The sequence below is a fragment of the Micropruina sp. genome (assembly GCF_047602085.1).
Classification (GTDB): Bacteria; Actinomycetota; Actinomycetes; order Propionibacteriales; family Propionibacteriaceae; genus Micropruina.
The window spans coordinates 300,597-318,115 of the sequence record NZ_JASGID010000004.1 but is presented as its reverse complement, the minus strand read 5'-3'; the positions used below and the strand labels follow the sequence as shown (position 1 = coordinate 318,115).

Below are 17,519 nucleotides of genomic sequence, written 5' to 3'. Positions count from 1 at the left end.
GTCGCTGAGCTAAACGCTGGTCGAGCTTGTCGAGACCCCGGACCTGCCCTGAGCTGCGAGGTGTCGACACGCTCAACCACCGGTAGGCGCTTCGTTGAGCGGCGAGTTCCCGTTGGTCGGGCTTGTCGAAACTCCTGTGTGTGCCGTCCGGCACGCTCGACCACGGCTACCAGGTCACCCTGAGTTGATTGAGGAATGACTCCACCACGGTGGCATCGCCGGTGACTTCGAAGTGCCTGCCCCTGTTCCACAGGCTGGTGTAGACGCCGCGGGCGGTGCCTGCGATGCGGACGTCCGCGTCGTCGTCGGCTCCGACCGAGGCCCTGGTTCCGTCGAGGTCGAGGCTGAGTGTCCAACGGCCGAGCCCGTCGTCGGTGACCACGGCGATGCTGGTGGGGGCGTCGGCCTTCGGGTTGGATTTCGCGCGCGGCGCGAACCCGAGCAGCAACTCGTCGATGCCGTCGCGGGCCAGTGCAGGGGAGAACCACAACTCGTCGGGACGCGGTGCCCGGCCCAGTCGGGCGGCCATGGCGTCGACCCCATGCATGGTGGTCTCGTGACACTGCCGGCGTGCCCAGGCCTGTCGGGGCGAGGGAGCGTCGTCCAGAAAGAACGGCACATCGAGGTCGGCGGGAGCACCGGCCAGCGCGTTGAGCAGCAGCACCATGCCGTCGTCCAGCCACTGCAGCAGATCGGGAGCCTGCGCGGCCTCGGCCTCGACCTCAGCCTCGGCACGTTCGGCCTCGCCGTGCACCATGCCGGCAGCCCAGCGATGCACCAGGCCCTGGTGGGTCAGCAGATCGCGCACCGTCCAGTCGGGGCAGGTCGGGACCGTCGCGTCCAAACCCGCGACCGCAGCATTGTTGCGCAGCACGGCGGTGGCGTCGCCGATGCCTTCGCCGAGTTCTGCTAAGGGGAGCGTCGTGGGCATGCTGCGACCCTAGTGTCGTGCGTGCCGAGTTCGCCAGAACAGCCCGGCATGGCGGCTGGTCGCGACCTTGGTTGTCGCTGGTCGAGCTTGTCGAGACCTCGGTTGTGAGGGAGTCTCTGGTTGTCGCTGGTCGAGCTTGTCGAGACCTCGGACAGACCGCCGTGGGAAGGGCTTCGAGCTCAACCAGTGGTGGTCGCTTTGATCAGCCCACTCAGATGTTTCGACGCTCAACCACGGTGGCGGGCGTGGTCAGGGATGATCTCGGACGGATCGCGGCCCGGAGGCTCACCCTGACCCAGGCGTTCCGGGCCGGGACCGGGACCGGCCCGATACTGGCTCGGACGCGATGAGGTCATGCTGGAGCGATGACCAACGACTTCTTTGCTCCCGTCGTCAGCGTGACCAAGTCCGACCGCGATCGTGCCGAACAGCGGCTGCGCGAAGCCCATCAACTCGGCCGCATCAATGCCACTGAGTTCGACGTTCGCATGGCGCGCGTGATCACCGCCGAGCGGCAAAGCGATCTGGCGGCGGCTGTCGACGGGCCGCTGCCCAGCAGCACGAGCTTCCCGTCTTACGGTGGCAGCATCCCACCCGCTAAACCGACGTTCGCCGGCAGCGTGCTGCCCAGCCGGCGTCCGTTGGCGGGCAACGGCACCACCATGGCCGTGATCGCCCACCTGGCACCGTTTCTCACCTGGTTGATCGGGCCCGCGGTGATCTGGGCGATCAGCGCGAAGGGGTCGTACCAGCGTCGCGAGGCCGCCAAGGCGTTCAACTGGCAGGTGCTGGCCGCCATCGGCGGAATGCTCGTCTCGGTGATCGGCTGGATCATTCCCGGCCAAGGCAACCCGATCACCGGCATCTGGACGGCCGGGTGGGTGATCCTGACCGTGTTCGGTGCCGTCATGGCGGGAAAGGGTGCCGACTGGACCAACCCGATTCGCCGGCTTGTGCCGCTGGAAGTTTTGTCTGAGCGCCGGGCTTGATATGCTGTACCGCTCGCCAGCGATGGCGGGTGCACAACTCAACAGGGGGTGACTGGTTTCGACTCGGGACGGTAGTCCCAGGAGAAGCGGGCCGAGGATCCAGGAACATCTCGTTAACGATTCCTGGAAAACAACAACTGCCGAAAACACTCGCGCAGACTTCGCTCTCACTGCCTGAGCAGTGACCGAAGGGTCAGTCCGGACGTAGCCTTCCGTCCGATCACTGGCCTCGTCTAGAAGGCTTGCTGAGCCGCCTGGGTTCCAGGGGCGGCTCGGGACTTCACTGGAACTGGGCTTGGCTACCACGGGTTGACACGAGGGTAGGAGCCGAGAAAACCGAATCGTCAACTGCGCCCGGAGAAGTCCTGGTTCACCTTCTGAGGACGGGGGTTCGACTCCCCCCACCTCCACCCAAAGTGTCTTACGGGAACACACGACATCGGACGATGTTGAGTGTTCCCGTTTGGCTTGCTTGCCGTCGTCACCGCTGTCATCGGCTTCGCCGATGATGGTGGCGAGCGGCTCGGCCAGGGGTGGACCGACGATTAGGAAATTGCGAATTTTTCGTTGGTCGGGCTGGTGTGAGCCGCCAGACCTTGCTGAACGTGTCGTCCGGTAAATCCAACGGCGACCTGCGAACCTGGCTCAGGCTTTCGCGCGCCTTCGGCGTGGGGCTGGACGAACTGCTGGCGGAGGTCCGGTTGCCGCCCGCCGTCAGGGACGCCCCCGACGGGCGAGGCTCTGAGCCGGCACTGTGATCGCGACTGGTCTGAGGCTTGCTGGTGGTCGCTCAGTGAGCAGGAACCCATCGATTCTGCAATGGCATGCTTGGAGCCATGATGGGGGAGCGGAATGACCGGTGAAGCAACGCCTGGCGTGCTGCTCGTGGCCAGCACCGAACTCAGCGACGGGGTCTTCGACCAGACCGTCGTGCTGGTGCTCGACGCCGATGAGTCCGGCTCGCTCGGGGTCGTGCTGAACCGCGAGGCCACTATCGACCTACGCACCGCACTGCCCGCCTGGGCTCCGCTGGTCAGCGAGCCGAAGGTGCTGTTCGAGGGCGGCCCGGTCTCGCAAGAGGGCGCCATCTGCCTGGCCAGCCCCCGCCGTCCGGACGAGGAGCCGCCGGGCTGGCGCTCGCTGTTCGACGCGGTCGGGCTGCTGCACCTCGACACTCCCGTCGAGATCGCCGAGGGCGCCTACCGCGACCTGCGCATCTTCGCCGGCTACGCCGGCTGGGCCCCCGGCCAACTGGAGCGCGAACTGGAGCAGGGGTGGTGGCACGTCGTGCGCGCCTCGTACGCAGACGTGTACGACCCAGACCCCGACACCTTGTGGCGCCGGGTGCTGCGCAGGCAGGGCGGTGAGCTGGCGTTGCTGGCGAGCTGGACCGCTACTCCCGAACGAAACTGAGCCGGCTTCGGGTGCCGTACGCGCGCGCTGAAGCAGCCTTGCGCGCCGGGTTGGGACTCACGCTCTAGACTGCGACCCAACAGCCACGGGCTTCGGCGAGTGAGGTGACGGGTGTCGGAAGGCATACAGCGCATCTTGGTGGTCGACGACGATGTCGCACTGTCCGAGATGCTGCAGTTGGTGCTTCGCGCAGACGGTTTCGACGCCTTCTGGTGCAATTGCGGCGACGGTGCCGTGGAGGCGTTTCAGCGACACAAGCCCGACCTGGTGCTGCTTGACCTGATGCTGCCGGGCCGCGACGGGGTGGACGTGTGCCGCGACATCCGCGCCGTCTCAGGGGTGCCGATCGTCATGCTCACGGCCAAGACCGACACCCGCGACGTGGTGCAGGGCCTGGAGGCCGGTGCCGACGACTACGTGGCCAAGCCGTTCAAGGTGAAAGAGCTGCTGGCCCGCATTCGCACCCGCTTGCGCCGCCATGTGCCCACCGAGAACTCGGGAACCCTCGCCATCGGCGACTTGGTGATCAACGTGCCCGAGCACACCGTGCGCCGTGGCAACGACCTGATCGCGCTCACCCCGCTCGAATTCGACCTGCTGCTGGCCCTGGCCCGACGGCCCCGCCAGGCGTTCACGCGCGAGATGCTGCTCGAAGAGGTCTGGGGGTACCGGCACGCGTCCGACACCCGGCTGGTGAACGTGCACATTCAGCGGCTGCGGAGCAAGATCGAGCATGACCCCGAGCACCCCGAGATCATCGTCACGGTACGAGGCGTGGGCTACCGGGCCGGAGACGCTCGCGAGGTCTCGTGACTCGGCCGGGTGGGCAGCCGCCCGCCCGCCGCGCTCTGTGGTCGCGTTCGCTGCCGTTCCGGGTGGTCACCACCACCCTGGTGGCGGCGTTGACCATCCTGGCGGCGACCGGCTGGTTCCTGATGGACCAGTCCTCACGCGGCATCATCGACGGCAAACGGCAGTCGAGCCTGGCCGAGGCGTCCGTGGTGCTCGACGGCATGCAGCGCGACCTGCGCACCCTGAACCTGCGGCAGGCGTCCATCAACGAGCGGCTCACCCAATTGGCTCGCGACGCCGCCTACCGCGGCTCGGTGGGCAACCAGTACTACGTGGTGGTTGCCGGCCCGGTGTCTGACATCGGCTCGGCGGGGCTGGACTACAGCAGCGTGCCCGAGTCGCTGCGCAGGGCGGTGTTGGCGTCCGACGGCTTGTACTCCACTCCCACCGAGATCAGTTTCGCCGACGCCCGTCCGACAGCACCGGGGCTGGCCATCGGTTCGGCTCTCACCGCGCCGGACGGCAAGCGCTACCCGGTCTACTTCGTGTTCACCAATCAGCCCGAGGCCGAGACCCTGGCCGTGGTGCAGCGCGCCACCGTCGTCGCCGGCCTGATCGTGCTGGTCGGCGTGGTGGCCACCGTGTGGCTGATCGCGTTGCAGGTGCTGCGGCCGATCCGGGCCGCTCGGTTGGCCGCCGAGCGGCTGGCCGCGGGTCATCTGGACGACCGGATGACGGTGGTCGGCACCGAGGATCTGGCCAGCCTGGCCCGGTCGATCAACCACATGGCGGCCGAGCTCGACCGCAAGATCACCGAACTCGAAGAGCTTTCGACGGTGCAGCAGCAGTTCGTCTCGGACGTGTCCCATGAGTTGCGCACCCCGCTCACCACCGTGCGCATGGCGGCGGACGTGCTGTACGGACGGCGCGACGAGTTCGACGCTCTGGCCGCCCGCAGCAGCGAACTGTTGTCGGCCGAACTCGATCATTTCGAGGTATTGCTCACCGATCTGCTCGAGATCAGCCGGTTCGATGCGGGCGCGGCCGAGTTGAGTCTCGAAGAGGTCGACCTCAGCCAGACTGCGGCCGAAGAACTCAGGGCTCAGGCTCGCCTGGCCGAGAAGTACGCGACGCCGCTGGTGCTGGACGCACCGAGGCCGTGTGTCGCTGAAGTCGATCTGCGGCGCATCCGACGGATTCTGCGCAATCTGATCACCAATGCCATCGAGCACGGCGAGGGACGCCCGGTCACGGTGCACGTGCACGCCGACGATGCGGCAGTGGCGGTGGCCGTGCGCGACCACGGCGTCGGCTTCAGCGCCGCGCAGGCCCATCAGGTGTTCAACCGGTTCTGGAGGGCCGACCCGTCACGTCGCCGCACCGTCGGGGGCACCGGGCTCGGCCTGTCGATCGCGCTGGAGGACGCCCGGTTGCACGGCGGCTGGCTCAACGCGTGGGGCCGCCCCGGCCAGGGGGCACAGTTTCGCCTCACCGTGCCACGGCGGGCCGGCGGGATCGTGTTCGGCTCGCCCTGGCCGGTGGTGCCCGACGACGCGGAGGTCTCGGCGTGAGGCGGCTCGGCGGCATGGCGGTATGCCTGGCGATGGTGCTCGCCGGCTGCGTGGCCGTGCCCACCAGCGGACCGGTCGAGCGACACTCACCGGCGGCCGAGCAGGCCAACCCGGGGGTCGAGATCGCACCCGTGCCGCCGGCGGCCGACGCACCGCCGGGCTTGATCGTGGAGGGCTTTCTGCATGCGATGGCCACCTACCAGGACGGTTATGCGGTGGCCCGGCAGTTTCTCACCAGTGCTGCCAGCGAGCTGTGGCAACCCGAGGCCGGGGTTGAGATCTACGCCGCCGGGTACCCGCCACAGGTCAGCGATTCGGGCGTGGTATTGACCGCCCCGTTGATCGGACGGCTCAACGCGCAGGGCAGCTTCACCACGGTCTCGACCAGCGCCCCGCAGTACCTGCATGACTTCGGTCTGGTGCGCGACGCCGACAATCAGTGGCGCATCTCGCAGCCACCCCGTGGCTTGTTGATCTCGCAGTCGCTGTTCGTCAGCACCTGGGTGCGTGCCGACGTGTGCTTCTGGGACGCGACCGGAACGGTTCTGGTGCCAGACCCGCGCTTCGTGCCCAAAGGCAGGATCGGTTTGCTCGACACCGTCCGCGCGGTGCTCATGGGGCCGTCCTCGTTGACTGCAGCCGCGTACCGAGTGCCACTGGTGGCGCAGCTCCAGGCCACCGCGGTGTCGTTGAGCGCCAATGGCCTGGCCGAGGTCGAGTTGGGCGGCGCCACCGACGAACTCGGCCAGGAGGCCAAGCGGCGGCTGGCGGCAGAGTTGGTCTGGTCGCTCACCTCGCTCGAAGGCGTGACGGCGATCCGCATTCGCGGCAACGGCGCATTGTGGGACGTTGGCGACAGTGCGGGCTTGATCACCACCGCCGACAATATGACCGGTGCACCGGTTCAACCGCTCGTCTCTGACCAGGTCTTCGTGCTGCGTGACGGTGCGATCCAGCGGCTCGGCTGGGACGCGCCGGCCGGCGATGCCCAGCCGTTGGGTGCCGGTGTCGTCGGCAATGCGAGCACCATCGCGGCTCGCTCCGACGGCCAAGTGGTGGCGGTCGTCACCGACGGCGGGACACGGCTGCGCACCGTGCAGGTGCGCGAGGGCACGGCGCGGGTCGAACTTGCCGCCCAGGGCCTGGCGCTTGTGCGCTGGACCCGGCAGAACGAGCTGCTGGTGGCATTGGAGCGCACCCACGACACGCGCCTGCGCATGGTGCGCAATGCAACGACTGTGCCCGTGCGCACCGATGCTCTGCCGACTGGACGCATCAGGTCGCTCGCAGTCGCTCCCGACGGGGTGCGGGTCGCACTGGTGATTGAAGAACAGGGACGCTCCGTGCTCGGCACCACGGCCATGGTGCGGGAGGGCGACGAGGTGTGGTTCACGGGGTGGCGCGAGCTGTCGGGCACGTGGTGGGCGCCGTCCACCCACCGGCCGGTCGATGTCGGCTGGTCGGACGCCGCCGAACTGCTGGTGCTGCTGACTGTGGCCGGCACTCCGCAGGTGGTGCGGGTTGACAGTGAAGGAGCGGTCGCCACGGCGGTGGGGCCCACCGACTCATCGGCCACCGCCCAGTTGGCCGTCGGCGGTGCCGGACGGGCCGTGCTGCGCGGTTCGGACGGCCAGACCTGGCGGTTCGTCGACGACTTCACCTGGGAGCCGTGGTTATCGAAGGTGCAGCACGTTTCGATGCCCTGACCTGTGGAGAGCGGCCCACGGAGGCTCGGCGCGCGGCATGATCGGACGAATGGGGTGGCGTGCACTGGCCGCAGCGGCGGCCGACCTGGCTTGGGGCGGGGCGTGCGCGGCCTGCGCCGCGCCAGGCCCGGTGCTCTGCCCGGGTTGTGCTGGGTTATTGCGTCGACTGCCCACCCAGGCGGTGCCGGTGCGGCCGGGGGTGCCGCCCACGATCGCCCGCGGCGACTACGCCGACGAGTTGCGTGCCGTGATTCTGGCCTGCAAGGAGCGCCAGGGCCTGGGTTTGGTGCCGATGCTGGCCGAACTGGTCACCGGCAGCGCCGCGGCGCTGTTGCACGAGCGCTGGTCGGGCGCGGCGGTGCGAGTCGCTCCGATTCCGTCGGCCCGCTCGACCATCGGCGAACGCGGCTTCGACCTCACCGGCATGATGGCTGGGCGAGTGGCCGTCACGCTGCGCGGTGTGGGCATGGACGTCCGCGGCTGGCGGGCGTTGCGTCCGGTGCGTCGGTCGGCCGACCAGGCCGGTCTCGGCATCGCAGAGCGGGCCGCCAACCGACGGGCCAGCCTCGTGGCCCGGCCGGGCGAGCCTGTGCAGGTGCTGCTCATCGATGACATCGTCACCACCGGCGCGACGCTGGCCGAAGCGCGGCGTGCGCTGACCGTGGCCGGTCACTCGGTGCTGGGAGCGGCCGTGGTGGCGGCCACGCCACGTACCGGAACGCCGGGTACCCGAACCGCATCGCGCACCGGAATCCACTAAGGCTGATCAACCCGACCACCGCTGGTCGAGCTTGTCGAGACCCCTTGCCGGAGCATCCCGTTTGAGGTCTCGACAAGCTCGACCAGCGAAGAATCAGAGGTTCTCCAAGGGTCGAACGTGACTGCAGGGGCCCCGATTACTCGGAGCCCCTGCACGTTCAGTTGTGCGTGCGCCGTCCTCCCAGCGGCGCTGACGCGGGTTTCGTCAGACGGCGGCCAGCCCGCTCTCGCCGGTGCGCACCCGCACGACGGCGTCGACGGGGGTGACCCAGACCTTGCCGTCGCCCACATTGCCGGTACGAGCCGCGCCGGCGATGACCTGCACCACCTCTTCGCACTCGGGGTCGTCGACCAGAATCTCGAGCCGCACCTTGGTGATGAAGTCGATGGTGTACTCCTCGCCGCGGTAGACCTCGACGTGACCGCGCTGGCGTCCGTAGCCGGACACCTCGCTGATCGTCATGCCACCGACCCCGTGCCGGACCAGAGCCTTCATGACCTGCTCCAGCATTTCGGGCTGGATGATCGCGGTAACCAGCTTCACTTGCTTGCTCCTGTCGTTTCGGTCTCGGGCAGGTCGTCCTTGCTCAGAACGAGAGTGCGCTGAACCTTGTTGCTGTAGTAGACCGGGCTGAGGTCGTAGCCGGCCTCGGAGTGCTCGATCAGGTCGATGCCGCTGACCTCATCGGCAGTGCTGATCCGCCAGCCGATGGTGTGCTTGATCAGCAGGGCGATCAGGTAGGTGACGACGGCCGAGTAGGCCATCACCGAGATGGCGCCGATGGCCTGCTTGCCGAGTTGGTCGAAACCGCCGCCGTAGAACAGCCCGGCCACGCCCTCGGCCGCAGCCTTGGTCGGGTCGTCACCGTCGGCGACGGTGGTGGCCGCCAGCGGCGAGGCGAAGAAGCCGATCAACAGGGTGCCGACCAGGCCGCCGACCAGGTGCACTCCAACCACGTCGAGCGAGTCGTCGTAGCCGAATTTGTACTTCAGGCCGACGGCGTAGGCGCAGGCCACGCCGGCGATGAGGCCGATCGCGAGGGAGCCGAGCGGGTCGACCGAGCCTGCGGCCGGGGTGATCGCGACCAAGCCGGCCACGATGCCCGAGGCAGCACCTAGCGAGGTGGCGTGACCGTCGCGGAACTTCTCCGCGATCAGCCAGCCGAGCATGGCGGCGGCGGTTGCGGCCAGGGTGTTCACCCAGGCCAGGCTGGCCAGGCCGTTGGCAGCCACGGCCGAGCCGGCGTTGAAGCCGAACCAGCCGAACCACAGCAGGGCCGCGCCCAGCATGACCAGCGTCATGTTGTGCGGACGCATCGGCTTGCTGCCGAAGCCGACCCGCGGGCCGATGACGAGGGCCAGCACCAGTGACGCGGTGCCGGCGTTGATGTGAATCGCGGTGCCACCGGCGAAGTCGAGGGCACCCACCACGTTGGCGATGAAGCCACCGACCACGGTGCCGTCGGCGCTGCTGAAGGCGAAAACCCAGTGGGCGGCGGGGAAGTAGACCAACACGCCCCAGAGCACGGTGAACAGGGTCCAGGCGCCGAAAGAGGCCCGGTCGGCAATGGCGCCGGACACGAGCGCGACGGTGATGATCGCGAAGCAGGCCTGGAAGGCCACGAAAGCCAGCGCCGGGTAGCCGGCGTCCGGGCTGTAGGTGAGCAGGCCCTTGAGCCCGGCGAACTCGAACGGATCGCCGATGATGCCGGCTCCGCCCACCGAGTTGCCGAACGCCATCGAGTAGCCGAACAGGATCCAGAGAACTCCGATGACGCCCATCGAGATGAAGCTCATCATCATCATGTTGAGAACGCTCTTGGCCCTGACCATGCCCCCGTAGAAGAACGCGAGACCGGGGGTCATCAACAGCACCATGGCGGCGCTGACGAGAATCCAGGCGGTGTCGCCGGAGTCGATTTCAAGGATGTTCATGGCAGAACAATCGGGGATGGGTGTTTCTCCCGCATTCGGGCTGCGTTACACGTGGATTGCGGGGTGTTACAGCTATGTTGCGTGCCGTTCCAGGCGGCGCACAGCCGACACCCTGGCATTGCACAGCGGGCCTTAGTAGGGTCAACGACATGGCGCCAAGCTGTACTGCCGCTTCGCGGGGGGAGCCTGGCGCTTTCGCGTCCCGTCCGCTCGCCTGAGCGGGCTCGATCGACCAAGGAGGTTGCTGTGGACGTTCTCGTCACCGGCCGGCACTGCCAGATCACCGACGATTTTCGCACTCATGTCGGCCAACGAATCAGCGGGGTTGAGAAGCTGCGCGACAGGGTGATCAGGGTCGAGGTGCAGGTGTCGGCCAATCCCCATGCCCGGCAGCCTGACCAGGCGACCACCGTCGAGATCACGCTGCGCAGCCGGGGTCCGGTGGTGCGCGCCGAGGCGAACGCCGACGACAAGCTGATCGCCTTCGATCACGCCCTCGACCGGCTGAAGTCGCAACTGCGCCGCGCTGCCGACCGGCGCAAGGTGCACCGCGGTCTTCGCGCGGGCCAACAGTTCGGCGAGCCGCCGCTGCCTCCCACTACTCCGCAGATCGAAGACGAGGAGCGTCCCGAGATTCGCAAGATCGCCGGCCTGGAGGTGCATGGCGACGGGCCTCTGGTGGTGCGCGAGAAGTTGTTCAAGGCAGCCCCGCTGACCCTCGCCCAGGCCCTGGACGAGATGGAGCTGGTCGGGCACGACTTCTTTCTCTACGTCGACGCCGAGTCTGGGGCGCCGAGCGCGGTTTACCGGCGCAGGGCCTACGACTACGGCGTGATCCACCTCGAACTCGACCGATCCGTGAGCGAGCAGAGCGCCTGATCCGTCGTTGGTCGAGCTTGTCGAGACCTCGGATCTGGTGCTCTGGCAAGGGGTTTCGGCAAGCTCTACCAGCGGTGGGCGCATTGCTGAGCGCATCCCTCGCCTGGGTGGCGGGTGCGGCGTGGGTGCCTGAGCCGGTTTGTGTCGGCCGTCGACACTAGGGTCGTGGCATGGTTGAACTGAGCCTGGCCCAGGCCCGTCGCATCGCACTCGCGGCGCAGGGCTTCTGGCGTCCCCGGCCCGAGTCGGTGACGATGCGGCAGGTGCAGCGGGTGATCGACACCGTCGGCCAGTTTCAGATCGACTCGGTGAACGTGGCCGTCCGGGCTCACTACATGCCACTGTTCAGCCGGCTGGGCAGCTACGACGTCGGCCTGCTCGAGCGGGCCGCGGGCCAGGCGCCCAGAAGGCTCTTCGAGTACTGGGGGCATGCCGCATGCCTGATCGACGTGAACCTGCAGCCCGCGTTCCGCATGGCGATGCGCCGGCGTCAGGGGCTCGAGCGCGAGGCAGTGCAGCGCATCGTGACCACGAAACCAGGCCTGCTCGATCAGGTGCTCGACGATGTGACGCGTCGCGGGCCGTTGACCGCTCGGCAGATCAACAACGAAGAGGTTCGCCGCACCGATAACTGGGGGTGGAACTGGTCCGAGGCCAAGTACCTGCTGGAGCATCTGTTCGACGCCGGCGTGCTTGGCGTGGCCGGCCGCAATTCCGCGTTCGAGCGGCTCTACGACCTCAATCACAGGGTGCTGCCGCCGAGTGTGCTGGCCCTGCCCGACCCGAGTGACGACACGTCCTACGACACCCTGATGGCCCGCGCCGCAAACGCACTCGGAGTCGCCGACCGAAAGGCGCTGATCGACTACTTCTATCTGCGTGACGCCCCGGCCACAGCCGCCATCGAACGGCTGCAGGCGTCCGGAACCCTCGAACCGGTCACGGTTGCGGGGCTACCGCAGCAGTTCTGGCTGGCGTCCGGCGCCCGGCGTCCACGACGCATCGAGGGGCAGGCACTGATCGCCCCATTCGACACCCTGGTGCACCATCGGCCACGGGTGTTGCAGTTGTTCGGCTTGCACTACCGCATCGGCATCTACACTCCGGCCGCGCAGCGTGACTACGGGTACTACGTGTACCTGTTCCTGGCCGACGACGAGATCGTCGCCCGGGTCGACCTCAAGGCCGATCGCGCTGCCGGTGTGCTGCAGGTGCTGTCGGCGTGGCTCGAACCGCACGGCGAGCGGCGACGCTCCGAGGTGGCGTCGCGGTTGTTGGCCGAGCTGCGGCTGATGGCGCAGTGGCTCGGGCTGCCGGACGTGCGGGTGCACCATGCCGGAACACTCGCCGACGACCTCGCCGTGGCTTCGCGTGGCTCACGGGGTGAGCGATGACGTGTCGGGACCGGTTCGTCGAAGGCCCCGACGAAGGCATCGCCGCCGCTGTCGTGGCAGGCCTGGCAAACGAGGTGCTCGACTGGCGGCACAAGGCGATCCCGGCTCGGTTTCACGGTGTCAGCGCAGGGCAATTCGCGGCCGCCGGGGTGCCGCTGGCCGAGTTGCAGACGCCGCTGCTCACCCTCGACGCCGGCGCACTGGCGCACAACGCGGCCCTGATGGCCGACTGGTGCGCACACTGGGGTGTCGGCCTGGCACCGCACGGCAAGACCACCATGGCGCCGGCGCTGTGGCAGTGGCAGCTCGACGCCGGTGCCTGGGGCATCACACTCGCCAACGCCGCCCAGTTACGGGTGGGCCGGCATTTCGGCGTGCGCAACCTGATGCTGGCAAACTGCCTCACCGACCCGGAGGCCATCACCTGGGTCGCCGGTGAGGTGGCGGCCGGCGCACGGATCGTTTCGTGGGTCGACTCACTCGCTGCGGTCGAGCGGCTGCAGCGGGTGCTCGACCAAACCGGCGCCGGGCCGCTACCGGTTCTGGTCGAACTCGGCGGTTCGGGCGGACGCACCGGTGCCCGCGGGCACGACGCCGCTGTGCAGGTGGCCCTGGCCGTCGCACAGGCGCCCAGGCTGGCCCTCGGCGGGGTCAGCGGCTACGAGGGTGCGCTCGCGCATACCCGGAGCGCCGCCGACCTGGCCCGCGTGCGCCGCTACCTGGCCGACTTCGTCCGGCTGCACCGCGCCCTGGCCGATCACGGGTTGTACGAGTGCGACGAGGTGATCGTGACCGCCGGGGGCAGCGCCTACTTCGACGACGTGGTCGAATCGCTGGCGCCCCTGGCTTCGCAGGGGGTCCGGGTGCTGCTGCGCAGCGGCGCCTACCTGATTCACGACGACGGCTTCTATCGCGGCATCTCACCTTTCGGGCGCAACGACCCCGACGCCGCCAGCGCTTTCAGGGCTGCGATGCACGGCTGGGCACGCGTGGTATCGCGAACCGAATCCGGCCTGGCGATCATCGACGGCGGCAGGCGAGACTTTCCGTTCGACGAGGGATTGCCGGTGCCGCAGGGCGCCGCTCGCGAGCTGGGCCTTCCGTTGCAACCGCTGGCCGGTGCCACGGTCACTGCGCTCAACGACCAGCACGCGTTCGTGCGCCACGACCCGGACGCCGACGTGCGGCCCGGCGACGTGCTGCGGCTGGGCCTCTCGCACCCCTGCACTGCGTTCGACAAGTGGGCCCTGATCCCCGTGCTCGATCAGTCCGCCGACCCGACTCGTGCGGTGGTGGTTGACACCGTGCGCACCTTCTTCTGACCGGCGCACTACGATGGCTGAGAATGTCATCGACCAGGAAGTGTTGATACCGCCGTGGGTGTACTGGACAAGCTGCTCAACATGGGCGACGGGCGCAAGCTCAGGGAATTGCGCAAGGTCGCCGAACAGGTGGCCATGATCGAGCCCGACTACGAGGCGATGACCGACGACGAACTGCGCGGCCAGACCGACGAGTTTCGCAAGCGGATCGACGAGGGCGAGACGCTCGACCAGATTCTGCCCGAGGCATTCGCCACCGTGCGCGAGGCCACCAGGCGGGTGCTGAGCAAGCGGCCCTACGACGTGCAGGTGATGGGTGGGGTGGCGCTGCACCGGGCCAACATCGCCGAGATGAAGACCGGCGAGGGCAAGACCATCGTCGCGCTGATGCCGTCCTACCTGAACGCGCTCACCGGCAAGGGCGTGCACATCGTCACGGTGAACGACTACCTGGCCACGTACCAGTCGGAGCAGATGGGCCGGGTGCATCACTTCCTTGGCCTCAGCGTCGGCGTGATCCTGGCGTCAATGTCGCCGGCCGAACGGCGCAAGCAGTACGCCGCCGACATCACCTACGGCACCAATAACGAGTTCGGTTTCGACTACCTGCGCGACAACATGGCGCTCAGCCTCGACGACTGCGTGCAACGTGGCCACCACTACGCGATCGTCGACGAGGTCGACTCGATTCTGGTCGACGAAGCCCGCACCCCGCTGATCATCTCCGGCCCGGCCGAGGACAACCACGACTGGTACCCCGAGTTCGCCAAGATCGCCGCCCGGCTGACCCGTGACACCCACTACGAGGTGGACGAGAAGAAGCGCACCGTGTCGATTCTCGAGGCCGGCATCACCGAGGTCGAGAACCGGTTGGGCATCGAGAACCTGTACGAGAGCGCCAACACGCCCCTGATCAGCTACCTGAACAACGCGATCAAGGCCAAGGAACTGTTCAAGCGCGACAAGGACTACGTCATTCTCAACGGCGAGGTGCTGATCGTCGACGAGCACACCGGCCGCACCCTGGTCGGCCGCCGCTACAACGAGGGCCTGCACCAGGCTCTGGAGGCCAAAGAGGGCGTCGAGATCAAGGACGAGTACCAGACCCTCGCCACGATCACCTTGCAGAACTACTTCCGCATGTACGACAAGCTGGCGGGCATGACCGGCACGGCCAAGACCGAAGAGAGCGAGTTCCAGAAGATCTACGGCCTGGGCGTGCTGCCGATCGAGACCAACAAGCCGATGATCCGCGTCGACGAGAAAGACCTGATCTATCGCACCGAAGAGGCCAAATTCGCCGCCGTGGTGGCAGATGTGGCGGAGCGGCACGAAAAGGGCCAGCCGGTTCTGATCGGCACCGCGTCGGTGGCCAAGTCAGAGCTGCTCAGCAGGGCTCTGAAGAAGGCCGGAGTCAAGCACGAGGTGCTGAACGCCAAGAACCACGCCCGTGAGGCGGCGATCATCGCGCTTGCCGGGCGCAAGGGCGCCGTCACCGTGGCCACCAACATGGCCGGCCGCGGTACCGACATCATTCTGGGCGGAAACCCAGAGTTTCTCGCCGATGCGGCCCTGCGGGCCAAGGGCCTCGACCCGGTGGAGCACGCCGACGAGTACGAGGTGGCCTGGCATGAGGTGATCGCCGAGATCGAAGCGCAGGTCGCGGCGGAGCACGACGAGGTGGTCGAACTCGGTGGCCTGTACGTCGTCGGCTCCGAGCGGCACGAATCGCGGCGCATCGACAACCAGTTGCGGGGCCGGTCCGGCCGCCAGGGCGACCCGGGCGAGAGCCGGTTCTACCTCAGCCTCGAAGACGACCTGATGCGGCTATTCAAGTCCGACATCATCAACTGGGTGATGGTGGCGCTCAAGGTGCCCGACGACGTCCCGATCGAGAACAAGCGGGTGAGCAGCTCGATTCAGCAGGCCCAGGAGCAGGTCGAGGCGCAGAACTTCGAGATGCGTAAGAACGTGCTCAAGTACGACGACGTGATGAACCGGCAGCGGCATGCCATCTACGGCGACCGTCGGGCGGTGCTTGAGGGCGCCGATGTCGAGACGCAGTTGCGCGGCACCGTCGACAAGGTGGTCGAGCAGTATGTGCGAGGCGCCACCGAGGGGTTCGTCGAGGACTGGGACCTGGAGCAACTGTGGACCCAGATGGGCACGCTGTACCCGGTGGGGCTCGCCGTCGAGGACTACCAGGGTGTCGATCTGACCGCCGACGAGTTGGTGGACGACTTCAAGGCCGATGCCCAGGCCGCCTACGACAAGCGCGAGGAACATCTCGGCGAAGAGACCATGCGCGAGCTGGAGCGGCAGGTGCTGCTCACCGTGCTCGACCGCAAGTGGCGCGAACACCTCTACGAGATGGACTACCTGCGCGAGGGCATCGGTCTGCGGGCGATGGCCCAGCGCGACCCGCTGGTGGAGTACCAGCGCGAGGGCGGAACCATGTTCAACGCCATGATGGAGGCGTTCATGGAAGAGGTCGTCGGCTTCTTGTTCAACCTTGAGGTCAAGGTGCAGCAGCCGGTCGGGCTGGTGCCGGACGCGTCCGGCAAAGCGGTGCCGATGTCTGCGGAGGTGCTCGACGAACTGATCGCTTCGGGCCCGGACGCCGATGCGTTGGGCAGTCTCGGCGCAGGGGTGGACGAGCCCGAGCAGAGCCCGGCGGGGGAGCAGGCGAAGGCGCGTCCGGTGGTGCGGGCGAAGGGGCTGGGGGAGCGCAAGCGCACGCCGATGAGCTACTCGGCGCCGTCCGAGACCGGAGCGGCAACCACGAGCGGCGGCACCCCGGACGATGAGTACGCAGGCGTCGGACGCAATGCGCCCTGCCCCTGCGGCTCAGGCAAGAAGTTCAAGGTCTGCCACGGCCGCAAGAGCTGACCCTGCCTCGGCTGGTCGAGCTTGTCGAGACCTCGACGTCGGACCTCATGATCTGCCGCGGCCGCGAGAGCTGACCCTGCCTCGGCTGGTCGAGCTTGTCGAGACCTCGACGTCGGACCTCATGATCTGCCGCGGCCGCGAGAGCTGACCCTGCCTCGGCTGGTCGAGCTTGTCGAGACCTCGACGCTGGACCTCTGGTAACCGGTTTCGACCTTGACCAGCGACGCGTCTGGTGATCAGTTCATCGGTGGCCGAGACCCGACTGCGCCCGTGTTCTCAACCGCTGCGCAGCACCACCGCGGGGTCGACCGCGAGTTCGAGCTCGGCCAGCCGCCACCGCTCGGCGTTCGGGGCGCACCTGAAGCAGAGTGCCGCGGCCAGCGAACGGGGGCCGTGTCGCAGCCTGGCGGACGCCTCGATCACCTGCTTGGCGGGCTGCTGCAGACGTAGTGACGCCAGCCGGACGGCGGTCAGACATCCGGCACCTCGCAGGTGGCCGACCAGTTGGTAAGCGTTGGGGTGCAGATGCGGTTCGAGGTGCTCCAGGGCGCGTCGTCCGCACAGCACCTCGACCACGGCAGCGGTCAACTGACCCACGATGCGCTGCACCCGCGGCTCTATCTCGACCAGGACGGACGCCGCCTGCGCGGCGGGCGGCCAGGGCAGCAGTGGCTCCTGCACCGGTTGCAGCAACACCGGTTCGACCAGCCGCACCGCCGGTGCCAGCGCGAGCGGTGCCCTGATCAGCCTGATGGTTGCATCGGTCATGAGCCACACCATGGCCCACGCTCGCCCCCCGAAGGCGTGTCAGGGCCCCACCGCAGCCGAAATTGTGGACAACTAGGGTGCGCTGGTGAAGGCAACCTTCGTTGGTTGAGCTTGTCGAAACCCTTCGTGGGGGCACTCTGTTGGGGGTCTCGACTGGCTCGACCAGCGGAA

At 67.8% G+C, this 17,519-nt stretch carries 15 protein-coding genes and 1 other RNA gene; 12 read left to right on the top strand and 4 right to left on the bottom strand.

What is annotated here, in order from left to right; all coding sequences use genetic code 11:
* Nucleotides 1-166 precede the first annotated feature (166 nt).
* Nucleotides 167-931 carry a maleylpyruvate isomerase family mycothiol-dependent enzyme gene (locus tag QM721_RS07840; RefSeq protein WP_415120680.1) on the bottom strand — a complete coding sequence of 255 codons (765 nt, stop codon included), beginning with the start codon at nt 929-931 and terminating at the stop codon, nt 167-169.
* 365 nt (nt 932-1,296) lie between these two features.
* Here QM721_RS07840 and QM721_RS07835 point away from each other — a divergent pair, with 365 nt between their 5' ends.
* The 8 genes from QM721_RS07835 (at nt 1,297) to QM721_RS07800 (ending at nt 8,162) form a co-directional block, all read left to right on the top strand.
* A complete protein-coding gene (locus tag QM721_RS07835; protein WP_415120678.1) occupies nt 1,297-1,920 on the top strand; it encodes a DUF4870 domain-containing protein in 624 nt (207 codons plus the stop codon).
* A 44-nt stretch (nt 1,921-1,964) separates the two neighbouring features.
* Nucleotides 1,965-2,333, top strand: a transfer-messenger RNA (tmRNA) gene (gene ssrA / locus QM721_RS07830).
* 168 nt (nt 2,334-2,501) lie between these two features.
* A complete protein-coding gene (locus tag QM721_RS07825) occupies nt 2,502-2,678 on the top strand; it encodes a hypothetical protein (protein ID WP_415120676.1) in 177 nt (58 codons plus the stop codon).
* A 94-nt stretch (nt 2,679-2,772) separates the two neighbouring features.
* Nucleotides 2,773-3,333 carry a YqgE/AlgH family protein gene (locus tag QM721_RS07820; RefSeq protein ID WP_415120674.1) on the top strand — a complete coding sequence of 187 codons (561 nt, stop codon included), beginning with the start codon at nt 2,773-2,775 and terminating at the stop codon, nt 3,331-3,333.
* Nucleotides 3,334-3,444: 111 nt separating this feature from the next.
* Nucleotides 3,445-4,146, top strand: coding sequence for an MtrAB system response regulator MtrA (mtrA, locus tag QM721_RS07815; RefSeq protein WP_415120672.1), 702 nt, complete (start codon nt 3,445-3,447; stop codon nt 4,144-4,146).
* The gene (gene mtrB / locus QM721_RS07810) at nt 4,143-5,696 is read left to right on the top strand and encodes an MtrAB system histidine kinase MtrB (RefSeq protein ID WP_415120670.1); all 1,554 of its coding nucleotides are present in this window, start codon (nt 4,143-4,145) and stop codon (nt 5,694-5,696) included. The genes mtrA and mtrB overlap by 4 nt, the downstream gene beginning before the upstream one ends.
* A complete protein-coding gene (locus QM721_RS07805) occupies nt 5,693-7,402 on the top strand; it encodes an LpqB family beta-propeller domain-containing protein (RefSeq protein WP_415120668.1) in 1,710 nt (569 codons plus the stop codon). The genes mtrB and QM721_RS07805 overlap by 4 nt, the downstream gene beginning before the upstream one ends.
* A 49-nt stretch (nt 7,403-7,451) precedes the next feature.
* Nucleotides 7,452-8,162 (top strand): ComF family protein, encoded by a 711-nt coding sequence (locus QM721_RS07800; RefSeq protein ID WP_415120666.1) that lies wholly within the window; start codon nt 7,452-7,454, stop codon nt 8,160-8,162.
* A 204-nt stretch (nt 8,163-8,366) separates the two neighbouring features.
* Here the strand turns inward: QM721_RS07800 and QM721_RS07795 are convergent, their stop codons facing one another.
* Nucleotides 8,367-8,705: a P-II family nitrogen regulator gene (locus QM721_RS07795; RefSeq protein WP_415120664.1), complete on the bottom strand. Its 339-nt coding sequence runs from the start codon at nt 8,703-8,705 to the stop codon at nt 8,367-8,369.
* Nucleotides 8,702-10,096 carry an ammonium transporter gene (locus tag QM721_RS07790; protein ID WP_415120662.1) on the bottom strand — a complete coding sequence of 465 codons (1,395 nt, stop codon included), beginning with the start codon at nt 10,094-10,096 and terminating at the stop codon, nt 8,702-8,704. The genes QM721_RS07795 and QM721_RS07790 overlap by 4 nt, the downstream gene beginning before the upstream one ends.
* Nucleotides 10,097-10,342: 246 nt before the next feature.
* Between QM721_RS07790 and hpf the strand changes: the two genes are divergently transcribed.
* The 4 genes from hpf (at nt 10,343) to secA (ending at nt 16,580) form a co-directional block, all read left to right on the top strand.
* Complete coding sequence (gene hpf / locus QM721_RS07785) at nt 10,343-10,975, top strand: ribosome hibernation-promoting factor, HPF/YfiA family (RefSeq protein WP_415120660.1); 633 nt, start codon at nt 10,343-10,345, stop codon at nt 10,973-10,975.
* Nucleotides 10,976-11,145: 170 nt separating this feature from the next.
* A complete protein-coding gene (locus QM721_RS07780) occupies nt 11,146-12,369 on the top strand; it encodes a winged helix-turn-helix domain-containing protein (RefSeq protein ID WP_415120658.1) in 1,224 nt (407 codons plus the stop codon).
* A complete protein-coding gene (locus QM721_RS07775; protein WP_415120656.1) occupies nt 12,366-13,691 on the top strand; it encodes an amino acid deaminase in 1,326 nt (441 codons plus the stop codon). Before QM721_RS07780 ends, QM721_RS07775 begins: the two co-directional genes overlap by 4 nt.
* Before the next feature lie 63 nt (nt 13,692-13,754).
* Nucleotides 13,755-16,580, top strand: a complete 2,826-nt coding sequence (gene secA, locus QM721_RS07770) for a preprotein translocase subunit SecA (protein ID WP_415121041.1) — start codon at nt 13,755-13,757, stop codon at nt 16,578-16,580.
* Nucleotides 16,581-16,856: 276 nt separating this feature from the next.
* Here secA and QM721_RS07765 read toward each other — a convergent pair whose 3' ends face one another.
* Nucleotides 16,857-17,348, bottom strand: coding sequence for an Rv3235 family protein (locus QM721_RS07765; protein WP_415120654.1), 492 nt, complete (start codon nt 17,346-17,348; stop codon nt 16,857-16,859).
* Nucleotides 17,349-17,519: the final 171 nt, after the last annotated feature.